Genomic DNA, 14,808 nt, shown 5'->3' with positions numbered 1-14,808 from the left:
GGTGCGCTCACCCTTCTCCCCAGCGAGTCGAGTGGTGGGTGGGCATAGGTCGGGGGTCCGGGGGCGGAGCCCCCAGCAAGCGGTCACGCCGGTGCCGGGTGTGGGGAACGCGAAGGGCCCCGGACCCGAGCCGGGTCCGGGGCCCTCAGCGGAGCGTTACGGCAGCTGCGCCGCGCGAGCCTCGCGGCGGTTGCCGCGGAAGTTGTTCACCCGGCGTGCCGTGGCGAACAGGGGGATCACCGCGCCCATCACCAGCTGCAGCGCGCAGCCGGCCTGGAGGAGCAGCTGGCCGCCGGGGGCGTCGAAGGCCCAGGCGGCGAGGAGGCCCATCGACAGCACGATCCAGGAGAGCATCGCGCCGGCGAGGCGACCCCGCGGCTTCGGGTACTCCACCCGGCTCACCATCAGCCAGGCGGTGCCCAGGATGGCGAGGAGCGTGGCCTCGAAGGGCAGCTCCAGCAGCACGATGGAGACGACCGTCAGCGCGCCGAACGGCGAGGGCATGCCCTGGAAGGTGCCGTCCTTCACCGTCACGCAGGAGAACCGGGCGAGCCTGAGCACCACCGCCAGCAGCACCATGATCGCGCCGACCGCCGCCACCCGCTGGTGAGCGTCGTTGGCGACCATGCCGTAGACGAGGACGAAGTACGCCGGCGCGAGGCCGAAGCTGATCAGGTCGGAGAGGTTGTCCAGCTCCGCGCCCATGGGCGAGGAGCGCAGCTTGCGGGCGACCAGTCCGTCGAAGAGGTCGAACACCGCCGCGCAGAGCATCAGGATGACCGCGGTGGCCGCGCTGTGGCGGGCCATGCCGGTCTCCTGGCTGCCGGTGAGGTGCGGGATCAGGATGCCGGTGGTGGTGAAGTACACCGCCATGAAGCCGCACGTGGCGTTGCCGAGGGTGAGGGTGTCCGCTATCGACAGCCGCAGAGAGAGGGGCATCTCCTCCTCGTCGTCCGCCTCGTCGGCCTCGGGCACCCAGCCCGACTGGGTCTGTGGGTCAATCACGGTCAATGCGAGTCACCCCCGCCACGGTCTTCTGCCCCACCTCGACCGCGACCTCCACGCCCTCGGGCAGGTAGATGTCGACGCGCGAGCCGAAGCGGATCAGACCGATGCGCTCGCCCTGCTCGACCTTCGTGCCCTCAGGGATGTAGGGGACGATGCGGCGGGCGACGGCGCCGGCGATCTGGATCATCTCGATGTCACCGAGCTCGGTGTCGAAGTGCCAGACAACGCGCTCGTTGTTCTCGCTCTCCTTGTTGAACGCCGGCACGAACCCGCCCGGGATGTGCTCGACCGACGTCACCGTGCCCGACAGCGGGGCGCGGTTGACGTGGACGTTGAGCGGGCTCATGAAGATCGCGACCCGGGTACGCCCGTCCTTCCACGGCATGATGCTCTGCACCACACCGTCGGCGGGGGAGATGACCCGGCCCTGAGCGATCTCGCGCTCGGGGTCGCGGAAGAACCACAGCATGCCCGCCGCCAGAGCGGTGGCGGGAACGGCGACGGCCTTCGCGGCGCCGGAGCGGCGGGCGCGGAGCAGGCTGACGGCTGCGGTGGCGACGGTCGGGAGAAGCCACGGCGATGCTCCACGCGCAAGGCGTACGCCGACCAGGCTGTCGCGAGGTGCAGAGGTTTGGCTGTGGGGCATGGATGACCTTCGTAGCGGATGACGCCGCGCTTCGACAGGGGGACGGCGGCTTACCGCGATGGTAGCGGTTCGAGGCCGCAACTGGGTAAGTCAAGAAGCCGAGTCGGCGGCCGGAGCGGGTTGACGGGGTGTGATCTTCTTCTCGAAGAAAACACCCCCAACCCTGACATCTAGCCCTGGAACCGGTACTCCTCGAGCAGCCTGCGGCCGATGATCATTTTCTGGATCTCGGCGGTACCTTCACCGATCAGCAGCATCGGAGCCTCACGGTAGAGGCGCTCGATCTCGTACTCCTTGGAGAAGCCGTAGCCGCCGTGGATCCGGAAGGCGTCCTCCACGACCTCCTTGCAGTACTCGGAGGCGAGGTACTTCGCCATCCCGGCCTCGAGGTCGTTTCGTTCTCCGGAGTCCTTTTTGCGTGCCGCGTTCACCATCATGGCATGCGCGGCCTCGACCTTGGTAGCCATCTCGGCCAGCTTGAACTGAATGGCCTGGTGCTGGGCGATCGGCTTGCCGAAGGTGTGCCGCTGCTGGGCGTACCCGACGCCGAGTTCGAACGCACGCTGTGCGACGCCGCAGCCACGGGCGGCGACGTTGACCCGCCCGACCTCCACGCCGTCCATCATGTGGTAGAAGCCTCGTCCGGTGACGCCGCCGAGCACCCGGTCCGCGGGAATCCGCAGGCCGTCCATGATGAGCTCGGTGGTGTCGACACCCTTGTAGCCCATCTTGTCGATCTTGCCCGGGATGGTGAGGCCGGGGCGGACCTCCCCGAAGCCGGGCTCCTTCTCGACGAGGAAGGTGGTCATGGACTTGTGCGGCGCGGTGCCCTCGGGGTGTCCTTCGTCACTTCGGACCAGAACGGCCACGAGCGAGGAGGTCCCGCCGTTGGTCAGCCACATCTTCTGGCCGTTCAGGACGTACTCGTCGCCGTCCTTCACCGCCTTCGACGTGATCGCCGACACGTCCGAGCCGAGACCCGGCTCCGACATCGAGAAGGCGCCCCGGATGTCGCCGGCCGCCATCCTCGGCAGGAAGTGCTCCTTCTGCTCCTGCGTGCCGTGCTGCTTGAGCATGTACGCCACGATGAAGTGGGTGTTGATGATGCCGGAGACCGACATCCACCCGCGGGCGATCTCCTCGACGCACAGCGCGTACGTCAGGAGCGACTCGCCCAGACCGCCGTACTCCTCGGGGATCATCAGGCCGAACAGGCCCAGGTCCTTCAGTCCGTCGACGATCTGCTGCGGGTACTCGTCACGGTGCTCCAGCCCGGTGGCGACGGGGATGATCTCCTTGTCCACGAAGTCGCGGACGGTGGAGAGGATCTCCTGCTGGACGTCGGTCAGACCGGCGGTCTGGGCGAGGCGGGCCATCGGTCAGCCTTCCTGAAGTTCCGGGCGGCCCGGCTGCTCGCCGCCGCGCTCCTTGATGTACGTCTCGGTCGGCACCATCACCTTGCGGCGGAACACGCACACGAGCGTGCCGTCCTGCTTGTAGCCCTTGGTCTCGACGTGCACGATCCCGCGGTCGTTCTTCGACTTGGAGGGCCACTTGTCGAGCACGGTCGTCTGACCGTAGATCGTGTCGCCGTGGAAGGTCGGCGCCACGTGCTTGAGCGACTCGATCTCCAGGTTGGCGATCGCCTTGCCGGAGATGTCCGGGACGGACATGCCGAGCAGCAGCGAGTAGATGTAGTTGCCGACCACCACGTTCTTGCCGAAGTCCGTCGTGTTCTCGGCGTAGTTGACGTCCATGTGGAGCGGGTGGTGGTTCATGGTGAGGAGACAGAACAGGTGGTCGTCGTACTCCGTGACCGTCTTGCCCGGCCAGTGCTTGTACGTCGCCCCGACCTCGAACTCCTCGTAGGTGCGTCCGAACTGCATCGCGCTCAGCGCCCTTCTAGTCGGTGGGGATCTCGAACTTGCTGGTGCGCTGCATGCCGGCCGCGCGGCCCTTGCCGGAGATGACGAGCGCCATCTTGCGGCTGGCCTCGTCGATCATCTCGTCGCCGAGCATCGCCGAGCCCTTCTTGCCGCCCGCCTCGGACGTGTAGTAGTCGTACGCGTCCAGGATCAGCTCGGCGTGGTCGTAGTCCTCCTGCGACGGCGAGAAGATCTCGTTGGACGCCTCGACCTGGCCCGGGTGCAGCACCCACTTGCCGTCGAAGCCGAGCGCGGCGGCGCGCTGGGCGACCTCGCGGTAGCCGTCGACGTTGCGGATCTGCAGGTAGGGGCCGTCGATCGCCTGGAGGTTGTTGGCACGGGCGGCCATCAGGATCTTCATCAGGATGTAGTGGTAGGCGTCCGCCGGGTAGCCGGGCGGCTGCTCGCCCACGACCAGCGACTTCATGTTGATGGAGGCCATGAAGTCGGCCGGGCCGAAGATGATCGTCTCGACGCGCTGGGACGCGGTCGCGATCTCGTTGACGTTGTTCAGGCCCTGCGCGTTCTCGATCTGCGCCTCGATGCCGATCTTGCCGACCTCGAAGCCCATCGTCTTCTCGATCTGCGTCAGCAGCAGGTCCAGGGCGACGATCTGCTGGGCCGACTGCACCTTCGGCAGCATGATGCAGTCGAGGTTCTGGCCGGCGCCCTCGACGACGGTGACGACGTCACGGTACGTCCACTCGGTCGTCCAGTCGTTGACCCGCACGACCCTCGTCTTGCCCGTCCAGTCGCCCTCGTTGAGGAACTTGACGATGGTGTGCCGCGCCTCGGGCTTGGCGAGCGGCGCGCACGCGTCCTCCAGGTCGAGGAAGACCTGGTCCGCCGGGAGGCCCTGCGCCTTCTCCAGGAAGCGGGGGTTCGAGCCCGGTACGGCCAGACACGAACGCCGGGGGCGAAGGCGGTTGACGGTCGTCATGCGGGGACCTCCAGTGGGTCGAGCTTGTTCGCTTTGCGGATCTCGTCGACGATGCGGCCGATGATTCCGGTGATGTCGAAGTCCTTCGGGGTGAACACCGCGGCCACTCCGGCTGCCCGGAGCTGCTCGGCGTCCCCGTTCGGGATGATGCCACCGGCGATCACGGGGATGTCTGTGGCACCGGCCACACGCAGCCGTTCGAGTACGTCCGGGACCAGCTGGGCGTGCGAGCCGGACAGGATCGACAGGCCGACCGCGTGCACGTCCTCGGCGAGGGCCGCGTCCACGATCTGCTCCGGGGTGAGCCGGATGCCCTGGTAGACGACCTCGAAGCCGGCGTCGCGGGCGCGCACGGCGATCTGCTCGGCGCCGTTGGAGTGGCCGTCCAGACCCGGCTTGCCGACCAGGAAGCGCAGCTTGCCCACGCCGAGGTCCTTGGCCGTGAGGTCGACCTTGCGGCGCACCTCGGACATGGCCGAGCCCTCCTCGGCGGGGACGGCGACCGGCGCCGAGGAGACCCCGGTCGGCGCCCGGAACTCCCCGAACACCTCGCGCAGGGCCCCGGCCCACTCACCGGTGGTGACGCCGGCGCGGGCGCACTCCAGGGTGGCCTCCATGAGGTTGGCGGTGCCCTTGGCGGCCTCCTTCAGCTTCTCCAGCGCCTTGCACGGGCGCGGGTGGTTGAAGGGGGGCTGGTAGCGGGTGTCGCGCCAGTTCCGCAGTGAGGCGATGACCTGGGCCTCGACCGCGGGGTCGACCGTCTGGATCGCGGTGTCCAGGTCGGCGGTCAGCGGGTTCGGCTCGGTCGTCTCGAAGATGTTGACGCCGACGATCTTCTCCTGGCCCGACTCGATCCGGGCCCGGCGCTCGGCGTGCGAGGAGACGAGCTGCGACTTGAGGTAGCCCGACTCGACGGCGGCCATCGCGCCGCCCATCTCCTGGATCCGCTCGATCTCCGCGAGGGACTCCTCGACCAGCTTCGCCACCTTCGCCTCGACGACGTGCGAGCCCTCGAAGATGTCCTCGTACTCCAGCAGGTCGCTCTCGTGCGCCAGAACCTGCTGGATGCGCAGCGACCACTGCTGGTCCCAGGGCCGGGGCAGCCCCAGCGCCTCGTTCCAGGCGGGCAGCTGCACGGCACGCGCGCGGGCGTCCTTGGACAGCGTCACCGCCAGCATCTCCAGCACGATCCGCTGGACGTTGTTCTCCGGCTGCGCCTCGGTCAGACCGAGGGAGTTGACCTGGACGCCGTAGCGGAAGCGGCGGTGCTTGGGGTCCTGGATGCCGTACCGCTCCAGCGTGATCTTGTCCCAGATGCGGCCGAAGGCGCGCATCTTGCACATCTCCTCGACGAAGCGGACGCCCGCGTTGACGAAGAACGAGATCCGCCCGACGACGTCGCCCATGCGCTCCTGCGGCACCTGGCCGCTGTCGCGCACGGCGTCCAGGACGGCGACGGCGGTGGACATCGCGTACGCGATCTCCTGGACCGGCGTGGCCCCGGCCTCCTGCAGGTGGTAACTGCAGATGTTGATCGGGTTCCACTTCGGCATGTGGGAGACCGTGTACGCGATCATGTCCGTCGTCAGCCGGAGGCTCGGCCCCGGGGGGAACACGTGGGTCCCCCGGGACAGGTACTCCTTGACGATGTCGTTCTGGGTCGTGCCCTGGAGCCGGGTGACGTCCGCACCCTGCTCCTCGGCGACGACCTGGTAGAGCGCCAGCAGCCACATGGCCGTGGCGTTGATCGTCATCGAGGTGTTCATCTGCTCCAGGGGGATGTCCTGGAACAGCCGCCGCATGTCACCGAGGTGCGCGACCGGCACGCCGACCCGGCCGACCTCGCCGCGGGCGAGGATGTGGTCGGAGTCGTAGCCGGTCTGGGTCGGCAGGTCGAAGGCGACCGACAGACCCGTCTGACCCTTGGCGAGGTTGCGCCGGTACAGCTCGTTGGACGCCTCGGCCGTGGAGTGACCGGCGTACGTGCGCATGAGCCACGGCCGGTCCTTCTGACGCTCACTCATGGACGACCTCAGATGTTCCGGAAGCGGTTGATGGCGTCGATGTGCTTGGCGCGCTTCTCGTGGTCGCGCACGCCCAGGCCCTCCTCGGGGGCCAGCGCGAGCACGCCGACCTTGCCCTGGTGGAGGTTGCGGTGCACGTCGTAGGCCGCCTGGCCGGTGTCCTCGAGGGAGTACACCTTCGACAGCGTCGGGTGGATCTTGCCCTTGGCGATCAGCCGGTTGGCCTCCCAGGCCTCGCGGTAGTTGGCGAAGTGCGAGCCGATGATGCGCTTCAGGGACATCCACAGGTAGCGGTTGTCGTACTCGTGCATGTAGCCCGAGGTCGAGGCGCAGGTGGTGATGGTGCCGCCCTTGCGGGTGACGAAGACGCTCGCGCCGAAGGTCTCGCGGCCGGGGTGCTCGAAGACGATGTCGATGTCCTCGCCGCCGGTGAGCTCGCGGATGCGCTTGCCGAAGCGCTTCCACTCCTTGGGGTCCTGGGTCTGCTCGTCCTTCCAGAACTTGTAGCCCTCGGCGTTGCGGTCGATGATCGCGTCGGCGCCCATGGACCGGCAGATGTCGGCCTTCTGCTCGCTGGAGACGACGCAGATCGGGTTGGCGCCGCCGGCCAGCGCGAACTGGGTGGCGTAGCTGCCGAGGCCGCCGCTCGCGCCCCAGATCAGGACGTTGTCGCCCTGCTTCATGCCGGCGCCGTTGCGGGAGACCAGCTGGCGGTAGGCGGTGGAGTTGACCAGGCCCGGGGCGGCGGCCTCCTCCCAGCTGAGGTGGTCCGGCTTGGGCATCAGCTGGTTGGACTTGACGAGCGCGATCTCCGCGAGGCCGCCGAAGTTGGTCTCGAAGCCCCAGATGCGCTGCTCCGGGTCGAGCATCGTGTCGTTGTGGCCGTCCGAGGACTCCAGCTCCACGGAGAGGCAGTGCGCGACGACCTCGTCGCCGGGCTTCCAGGCGTTGACGCCGGGGCCGGTGCGCAGGACGACGCCCGCGAGGTCGGAGCCGATGATGTGGTACGGCAGGTCGTGGCGCTTGGCCAGCTCGTTGGTGCGGCCGTAGCGCTCCAGGAAGCCGAACGTCGACAGCGGTTCGAAGATCGACGTCCACACGGAGTTGTAGTTGACCGAGGAGGCCATGACGGCCACCAGGGCCTCGCCGGGGCCGAGCTCCGGCAGCGGCACCTCGTCGAGGTGGATCGACTTGCGCGGGTCCTTGTCGCGGGTCTCGAGGCCCGCGAACATCTCGGTCTCGTCCTTGTGCACGGTGATCGCGCGGTACGACTCGGGGAGCTGGAGGGCGGCGAAGTCCGCCGACGTGGAGTCGGGCGACTGGATCGCGGCCAGGATGTCCTTCACGGTCACGGTGTTGCCTCCGGCGGTGAGCGCCCTGAGGGAGGGGCGCCGATGGTTACGTCGGTGCTGCTGAGGGATGGGTGTGTGCCGTCGGTTCGGCTCGGTGGTGCTGTTCGGCAGCGCTTTGTGGCGCGGGAGGGTGCCTGTGACGCAGGCGTCCGGGCGCGCAAGCCGTGGGCTTGCGGGGACAGCCGACGTACGAAAGGTCTCTGCACGCCGGCCGCCCGGACTCCTTCAACGTATGACACCGCGTGTCACCTCGCAAGGCACTGAGTGCCAGAACTTCCACTCAGCTGAAATCTTTACGTCACAAATGAGCGATGATCGATCGAACGGGCTCGTGAATCCGCGCGAAAACGGCCTCTGACATGCCAAAACGGCCACCCGGTCGGGTGGCCGTCATCACAGTGCCGCAGGGCTCGTGAGGGCTGTTCAGCGCTCCTTGAGCGCCTGCTCGATGGTCCGCATCACCTCGTCCAGCGGCGCGTCCGTCCGCGCCACCGTCACCAGCACCTCACCGTGCGCGGACACCGCCGCCGACGCCGGGGTCGAGGCGCCGGCCGCGGCGCCCACGCGCCCGGCCCCGATGCCCGTGCCGAACGTCTTGCGGACGATCGCGAAGGCGTGGTCGAGCTGCGCCTCCACCTCGCCCTGGCCGCCGGCTCTCAGCCAGCGCCGCAGCACGTGGTTGTGCGCGGTGACCACGGCCGACGCGGCCACCTCCGCCAGCAGCGGGTCGTCGTTGGCGTCGTCGTCGTGCGCGTGCTCGTCGAAGTGCCCGAGGAGGTAACGGGTGAAGAGGCGCTCGTAGCGGGCCACCGAGGCGATCTCCGCCTCGCGCAGGGTGGGCACCTCGCGGGTGAGCTTGTAGCGGGCGACCGAGATCTCCGGCCGCGCCGCGTACATCTTCATGACCTCCTTGATGCCCCGGCACACCGTGTCCAGCGGATGCTCGTGCGCGGGCGCCGCGTTCAGCACCGCCTCGGCGCGGATCAGGGTGTCGTCGTGGTCCGGGAAGATCGCCTCTTCCTTGGAGCGGAAGTGGCGGAAGAACGTGCGGCGGGCGACGCCGGCCCGGGCCGCGATCTCGTCGACGGTGGTCGCCTCGTACCCCTTCGTCGCGAACAACTCCATGGCCGCGGCCGCGAGTTCCCGGCGCATCTTGAGCCGCTGGGCCGCCGCGCGGCTGCCCGCGGGGCTGTCCGGGGCTTCGGTCGGAGCTGAGGTACGTGAGGACTTGGCGGGCTGGGGCATGCCCTGAACGTACTGCATGCGCGCAGCTCGGTGCGCCGGTCCGCGAGGCCGGCGGGCTCCCCCCGCCCAGGCCGGGGCGGGCGGGAGGGGGGCCGCCGGGTCCAGCAGCCCGCCCCAGTCCTCTCCGGCCCGCGGCCGGTCCCCGGCGCCGTCAGCGGCGGGCATGTTCGCGGAAGCCGCGGCCGGTCTTGCGGCCGAGGCAGCCCGCGGCCACCAGGTGCTCCAGCAGCGGCGCCGGGGCCAGCCCCGGGTCGCGGAACTCGCGGTGCAGCACCTTCTCGATGGCCAGGGAGACGTCCAGACCGACCACGTCGAGCAGTTCGAACGGGCCCATCGGGTAGCCGCCGCCCAGCTTCATCGCGGCGTCGATGTCGTCCAGGGTCGCGTAGTGCTCCTCGACCATCTTGATCGCGTTGTTGAGGTACGGGAACAGCAGGGCGTTCACGATGAACCCGGCCCGGTCGCCGCAGTCCACGGCGTGCTTCCTGATCCGGCCGCACACCTCGTGCACCGTGGCGTGGACGTCCTCGCCGGTCAGCACCGTGCGGACCACCTCGACCAGCTTCATCGCCGGCGCCGGGTTGAAGAAGTGCATGCCGATCACGTCCTGCGGCCGCGAGGTGGCACGCGCCAGCGCGACCACCGGCAGCGACGACGTCGTCGTCGCGAGGACGGCGCCCGGCCTGCACACCTTGTCCAGCGTCGCGAACAGCTGCCGCTTGATCTCCAGGTCCTCGGCGACCGCCTCGACCGCCAGGTCGACGTCGGCGAAGGCGTCGTAGGAACCGGCCGGGGTGACGCGCTCCAGGGTCTGCGCGGCGGCCTCGGCCGTCATCCTGCCCTTGTCGACGGAACGGGACAGCGACTTGCCGATCCGCGCCTTGGCGACCTGCGCCTTCTCCTCGCTTCGGGCGGCTAGGACGACGTCGAAGCCCGCCTTGGCGAACACCTCGGCGATGCCGGAGGCCATCGTGCCGGACCCGGCGACGCCGACGGAGCGCACCGCACGGCCGGGGGTCCCGGTGCCGCCGGTCACCGGCGTGAGGGCGTCGGCGACGACGGTCGCGCCGCCCGGGGCCTCGTAGGTGTAGAAGCCGCGGCCCGCCTTGCGGCCGGTGAGACCGGCCTCGCTGAGCTGCTTGAGGATGGGCGCGGGGGCGTGCAGCCGGTCGTGCGAGGCGGCGTACATGGCCTCCAGGACCGTGCGCGCGGTGTCGACGCCGATCAGGTCCAGCAGGGCGAGCGGGCCCATCGGCAGACCGCAGCCCAGCCGCATCGCGGCGTCGATGTCCTCACGGGAGGCGTACCGCGCCTCGTACATCGCGGCGGCCTGGTTGAGGTAGCCGAACAGCAGCCCGTCGGCGACGAAGCCGGGGCGGTCGCCGACCGCGACGGGCTCCTTGCCCAGGTCCAGGGCGAGGTCGGTGACGGCGGTGACGGCGGCCGGCGCGGTCAGCACGGAGGAGACGACCTCGACGAGCTTCATCGCCGGGGCGGGGTTGAAGAAGTGCAGGCCGAGGACGCGCTCGGGGCGGGCGGAGTCGGCGGCGAGGCGGGTCACGGACAGCGCGTTGGTGCCGGTGGCGAGGATCGTCTCGGGCCGCACGATCCCGTCCAGCTCCCGGAAGATCTGCTGCTTGACCTCGTACGACTCCGGCGCCACCTCGATGACCAGGTCGGCGTCGGCCGCGTCGCGCAGATCGGTGGAGGTGCGGAGGCGGGCCAGGGCGTCGGCACGCTCCCGCTCGGTCAGCCGGCCGCGTTCCACGGCGCGGGCGGTGGCGGACTCCAGGGCGGCGACACAGCGCGCCGTCTGGGACTCGTCGACGTCGATGCCGATCACCTCGCGGCCCGCCTTGGCGAGGACTTCGGTGATGCCGGCGCCCATGGTGCCGAGACCGACCACGGCGATCGTGCGGAGGGAGGGCTGAGAGGTGTGGGACAGGGGAGTGGCCATCGCGGGACTCCAGAGAAGAGGGTGACGACTGAAAAGCGCGACCGGGTGCGCCGGGGAGGCCCTGCCGAGAGCCGGGCCGTGGCGCACCGGTGCGTGAACAGAGGTGCTGGATGCGGGTGTTGCCGGGCTGTCAGCGCCTGTCAGGGCACTGCGCACACGCCCGGGGCCGTCGCTCGGGGCGCGCACACGCCCGAGGGAACGGTGATGACCGGCCGGCCCTGTCCCGGGGCCGGGTCACGCCTGAGGTACCTGTGTACCGAACCGACTGCTCTCTCGGCGGCTGCGTCACCAGGCCACCGCGAGCGGGTTGTGCGAGTGGGTAACTCGCTCGTCTGAGCTTAACCGCCGGGTAACGAGCGCGCCAGACCTCGACTTTGTGACATACCTCCCGACGCGCCCGCCCGATGGTCCTAAGCTCGCCTCCATGGACGGGGAGTTGCGATCGCTCACGGAACGCTTACGGCAGGAGTCGGGAGGCGATGCCGCCTTCGAGCGGCTCGTGCGCACCGGTGACCACGACGAGCTCGCCGCGGTGCTCACCGCCGCCGGGCAGCCGCTGTGGGCGAGGGAACTGGCCGCGTTCCGGCTGGGGATCGCGGGCGACCGGCGGGCCTTCGAGGCGCTCGTCCTGCTGCTCAACCACCGCGATCCGCCGCGCTGCGCCGGCGCCGCGCACGCGCTCGCCCGCCTCGGCGACCCCCGCACCGCCCGCGCGGCGGCCACCCTCGCCACCAACGAGTTACGGATCGCCTACGCGCTGCAACCGGTCAGGTTGCTGGTGGAGTTGCGCGCCCCCGAGTCCGTGCCCGCGCTGATCACCACCCTGGAACGCCGGCTGCGCCCGCACGACCCCTACCGCCGGGTCGCCCTCGCGTGCGTGGAGGGACTGGGCGTCCTCGGCGACACACGAGCCCGCCCCGTCCTCAACGACGCGCTGGCCCACCCGGCCCTCGCGGCGGCGGCGGCCGGCGCGCTGGCCCGCATCCCCCGGCAACGCTGAGGGGCCGTCGCACCGTGAGCGTCCGACCAGGGCACGGTCATCACGTCAGGGGCTTGGTGTACCGGACTTCCGGGACCTCGACGCCGTCCACCTCGAAGGGCTCCTCGGCGCCGTCCGCGTGGAAGCCCGCCCGTTCGTAGAAGCGGCGGGCGGGGGAGTTCCCCTTGAGGACCCACAGCCGCACCAGCCGGCGCCCGTCGGCGGCACACCCCCGCAGGGACGCCTCAAGCAGCGCCCGGCCCAGACCCTCGCCGTGGTGCTCGGGGTCGACGTAGATCGCGTACAACTCGCCGTCGTCCGTGCGCACTTCGCCGTCCCGGTACGCCCCGTGGGCGGCCCAGCCGACGACGCGCCCGTCCCGCTCCGCGACCAGGTTGCGCACACTGCCGTCCGCCTGCGCGAACCAGGTGCGCCGCCGCTCGGCGTCCTCGCCCACGTCGAGCGCGTCGAGGTGGGACTGCGGCATCAGTCCCCGGTAGGCGCTCTGCCAGCCCCGGATCCGGATCCCGGAGACCCGCTCACAGTCGTCGAGCGCCATCGGGCGAACCACCGTAGAGGTCACTCGGACACCACCGCGTAGGCCTCGATCTCCATCAGGAACTCGGGGCGCACCAGCGCGGCGACCTGCACGGCCGACGAGGCCGGGAGCCGGTCGTCGGGTATGTGCGCGGCGCGGGCCGCGCGGATCGCCGGCAGGTGCGCCATGTCCGTGACGAAGTAGGTGAGTTTGACGACGTCGGCGAAGTCCGCGCCGGCGGCGGCCAGGCAGCGCCGCAGGTTCTCGAAGACCTGGCGCGCCTGGGCTGCCGGGTCGTCCTCGCCGACCAGGCGGCCGTCCTCGTCGAGGGGGAGCTGGCCGGAGACGGCCACGAACCGGCCCGCTCCCAACACCACATGCGAGTACTGCGCGGCCGCGGCGACCCCGTCGGGGGCGTGAATCCGTGTCAGATCGCTCATGGCGTCATCCTGGACCACGGGCCTGACAGCGCCCCCGACGGGGTGGGCGGGTGGTCAGCCGCGGAAGCCGAGCAGGCCGTGCAGGGTGGAACCGCGGGCCGTGCCCGAAGCGGCCTTCGCGGTCAGCGGTGTGGGGTCGGGCCGCGCCGCGCACACCGCGTCCACCCCGCCGACGTCGCGCGGCACGGTGCCGTCGGTGAGATAGGCCGCGAGGTGCTTGTCCAGGCAGGCGTTCCCGCTCAGCGTGATGCCGTGGTTGCCGCCGCCCCGCTCGACGACGAGGCTGGACCCGCGCAGCAGCGCGTGGACCGTCGCGCCGCCTTCGTACGGCGTGGCCGCGTCGTCCGTCGCCTGGAACAGCAGGACCGGCGGCAGCTTGCCGTTCATGATGTTCACCGGCCCCAGGGAGCGGGTCGGCCAGAACGCGCACGGCGCGTTGTACCAGGCGTTGTTCCAGGTCATGAACGGCGACTTCCGGTACGCCGCCCAGTTGTCCGCGCGCCACCGGCTCCAGGAGCGCGGCCAGTTGGCGTCACGGCACTGCACCGCGGTGTAGACGCTGTAGCCGTTGTCGCCCGAGGCGTCCACCGCGGCCAAGGTCTCGTACGCCTTGACCAGCGGGCCGGTGTCCTTGCCGTTGACGTACGCGGCGAACGCCTCGGCGAGGCGGGGCCAGTAGCCGTTGTAGTAGCCGCCGGGCAGGAACGTGTCCTCCAGCTCCGCGGCGCCCACCTTGCCGCCGGCCGCCCGCTTCGCCAGCGCCGCCCGCATCCCGTACCATTTCGCCTCGATCCTCGCGGGGTCCGTGCCCAGCTTGTACGTGGCGTCGTGCTTCGCGATCCAGGCCATCAGGGCGCGGTGGCGGTCGTTGAAGGCGTGGTCCTGCGCCAGGTTGGCCTCGTACCACACGCCGGTGGGGTCGACGATCGAGTCGAGGACCAGCCGCCGCACCCGCTGGGGGTAGAGCTTGGCGTAGACCGCGCCCAGGTAAGTGCCGTACGAGTAGCCGAAGTAGTTCAGCTTCGGCGCGCCGAGGGCGTCACGGACGGCGTCCATGTCCCGTACGGCGCTGAGGGTGTCGATGTACGGCAGCAGGCGGGCGTACTTCTTCCCGCAGGCCGCGGCGAAGCCCTCGGCGCGCCGCAGATTCGCCCGCTCCACCGCGGCGGTCGCCGGCAGCGAGTCCGGGCGGACCGGCTTGGAGTGGCCCGGCGCGCAGTTCAGCGCGGGCGTGCTCTTGCCCACCCCGCGCGGGTCGAAGCCGATGACGTCGTACTGGGCGGCCACCGCCTTCGGCAGCGACGACGCGACGAACCCGGCGAGGGCCAGCCCGCTGCCGCCGGGGCCGCCGGGGTTGACCAGCAGCGGCCCCTGGTACTTCTTCGCGGTGTGCGGGACGCGGGACAGGGCGATCGTGATCTTCTCGCCGTGCGGCCTCGCGTGGTCGAGCGGCACTTTCAGGGAAGCGCACTGCAGCGTCGGGGAGTCGGTGGTGCCGCAGGCCTTCCAGGCGAGCCGGGTCGCCGGGGCGGTGCGCGCGGGGTGCGTGGGGCTCGCGTCGGCGGGCGCGGCGGTGATCGTCCCGGCCACGACGGCGGCGGCTCCGCACAGCACGGCTGCGCGTTTTCTCATGGGTTCTCCCAGGACGGAGGTCGAGGGACCGCGTGGGTCACGGCCCTCGGCGCATCGTCCCGGAAAGAGGGATCACTGGAGCCCGTTCCGGCGATTGTTGACCCGATCGGGTCGCCGGATGC

Annotated in this window: 13 protein-coding genes; 1 reads left to right on the top strand and 12 read right to left on the bottom strand. The window is 70.3% G+C overall.

Going from position 1 to position 14,808, the window contains the following annotated elements:
- Nucleotides 1-156: 156 nt before the first annotated feature.
- The 9 genes from pssA to EV567_RS07060 form a co-directional block, all read right to left on the bottom strand.
- Nucleotides 157-975 (bottom strand): CDP-diacylglycerol--serine O-phosphatidyltransferase, encoded by an 819-nt coding sequence (gene pssA / locus EV567_RS07100; protein ID WP_130438297.1) that lies wholly within the window; start codon nucleotides 973-975, stop codon nucleotides 157-159.
- A 22-nt stretch (nucleotides 976-997) separates the two neighbouring features.
- On the bottom strand, nucleotides 998-1,654 hold the full coding sequence (locus EV567_RS07095; protein ID WP_130437800.1) for a phosphatidylserine decarboxylase: 657 nt from the start codon (nucleotides 1,652-1,654) through the stop codon (nucleotides 998-1,000).
- A gap of 170 nt (nucleotides 1,655-1,824) precedes the next feature.
- Nucleotides 1,825-3,030: an acyl-CoA dehydrogenase family protein gene (locus EV567_RS07090; protein ID WP_130437799.1), complete on the bottom strand. Its 1,206-nt coding sequence runs from the start codon at nucleotides 3,028-3,030 to the stop codon at nucleotides 1,825-1,827.
- 3 nt (nucleotides 3,031-3,033) lie between these two features.
- On the bottom strand, nucleotides 3,034-3,540 hold the full coding sequence (locus EV567_RS07085; protein WP_130437798.1) for a MaoC family dehydratase: 507 nt from the start codon (nucleotides 3,538-3,540) through the stop codon (nucleotides 3,034-3,036).
- 16 nt (nucleotides 3,541-3,556) lie between these two features.
- Nucleotides 3,557-4,519, bottom strand: coding sequence for a CoA ester lyase (locus EV567_RS07080; protein WP_130437797.1), 963 nt, complete (start codon nucleotides 4,517-4,519; stop codon nucleotides 3,557-3,559).
- Complete coding sequence (locus tag EV567_RS07075; protein ID WP_130437796.1) at nucleotides 4,516-6,543, bottom strand: protein meaA; 2,028 nt, start codon at nucleotides 6,541-6,543, stop codon at nucleotides 4,516-4,518. The genes EV567_RS07080 and EV567_RS07075 overlap by 4 nt, the downstream gene beginning before the upstream one ends.
- A gap of 8 nt (nucleotides 6,544-6,551) precedes the next feature.
- Nucleotides 6,552-7,895, bottom strand: a complete 1,344-nt coding sequence (gene ccrA, locus EV567_RS07070; RefSeq protein WP_130437795.1) for a crotonyl-CoA carboxylase/reductase — start codon at nucleotides 7,893-7,895, stop codon at nucleotides 6,552-6,554.
- Between the two features lie 423 nt (nucleotides 7,896-8,318).
- Nucleotides 8,319-9,140 carry a TetR family transcriptional regulator gene (locus EV567_RS07065; RefSeq protein ID WP_242620709.1) on the bottom strand — a complete coding sequence of 274 codons (822 nt, stop codon included), beginning with the start codon at nucleotides 9,138-9,140 and terminating at the stop codon, nucleotides 8,319-8,321.
- Between the two features lie 151 nt (nucleotides 9,141-9,291).
- Nucleotides 9,292-11,097 carry a 3-hydroxyacyl-CoA dehydrogenase family protein gene (locus EV567_RS07060; protein ID WP_130437793.1) on the bottom strand — a complete coding sequence of 602 codons (1,806 nt, stop codon included), beginning with the start codon at nucleotides 11,095-11,097 and terminating at the stop codon, nucleotides 9,292-9,294.
- A gap of 424 nt (nucleotides 11,098-11,521) precedes the next feature.
- On the opposite strand from EV567_RS07060, the gene EV567_RS07055 reads away from it, so the two are divergent.
- Nucleotides 11,522-12,097: an adenylosuccinate lyase gene (locus EV567_RS07055; RefSeq protein WP_130437792.1), complete on the top strand. Its 576-nt coding sequence runs from the start codon at nucleotides 11,522-11,524 to the stop codon at nucleotides 12,095-12,097.
- Nucleotides 12,098-12,137: 40 nt separating this feature from the next.
- Here the strand turns inward: EV567_RS07055 and EV567_RS07050 are convergent, their stop codons facing one another.
- From EV567_RS07050 to EV567_RS07040, 3 genes are read right to left on the bottom strand one after another with little or no spacing between them, the layout of a single operon-like run.
- Nucleotides 12,138-12,635 (bottom strand): GNAT family N-acetyltransferase, encoded by a 498-nt coding sequence (locus EV567_RS07050; RefSeq protein WP_207228697.1) that lies wholly within the window; start codon nucleotides 12,633-12,635, stop codon nucleotides 12,138-12,140.
- A gap of 20 nt (nucleotides 12,636-12,655) precedes the next feature.
- Complete coding sequence (locus EV567_RS07045) at nucleotides 12,656-13,054, bottom strand: RidA family protein (RefSeq protein WP_130437790.1); 399 nt, start codon at nucleotides 13,052-13,054, stop codon at nucleotides 12,656-12,658.
- Nucleotides 13,055-13,108: 54 nt separating this feature from the next.
- Nucleotides 13,109-14,686 carry an alpha/beta hydrolase gene (locus tag EV567_RS07040; protein ID WP_130437789.1) on the bottom strand — a complete coding sequence of 526 codons (1,578 nt, stop codon included), beginning with the start codon at nucleotides 14,684-14,686 and terminating at the stop codon, nucleotides 13,109-13,111.
- Nucleotides 14,687-14,808 lie beyond the last annotated feature (122 nt).

Origin of the sequence: Streptomyces sp. BK239 (genome assembly GCF_004217285.1) — a bacterium.
GTDB lineage: Bacteria > Actinomycetota > Actinomycetes > Streptomycetales > Streptomycetaceae > Streptomyces.
This window is presented reverse-complemented; position numbering and strand designations above follow the sequence as displayed.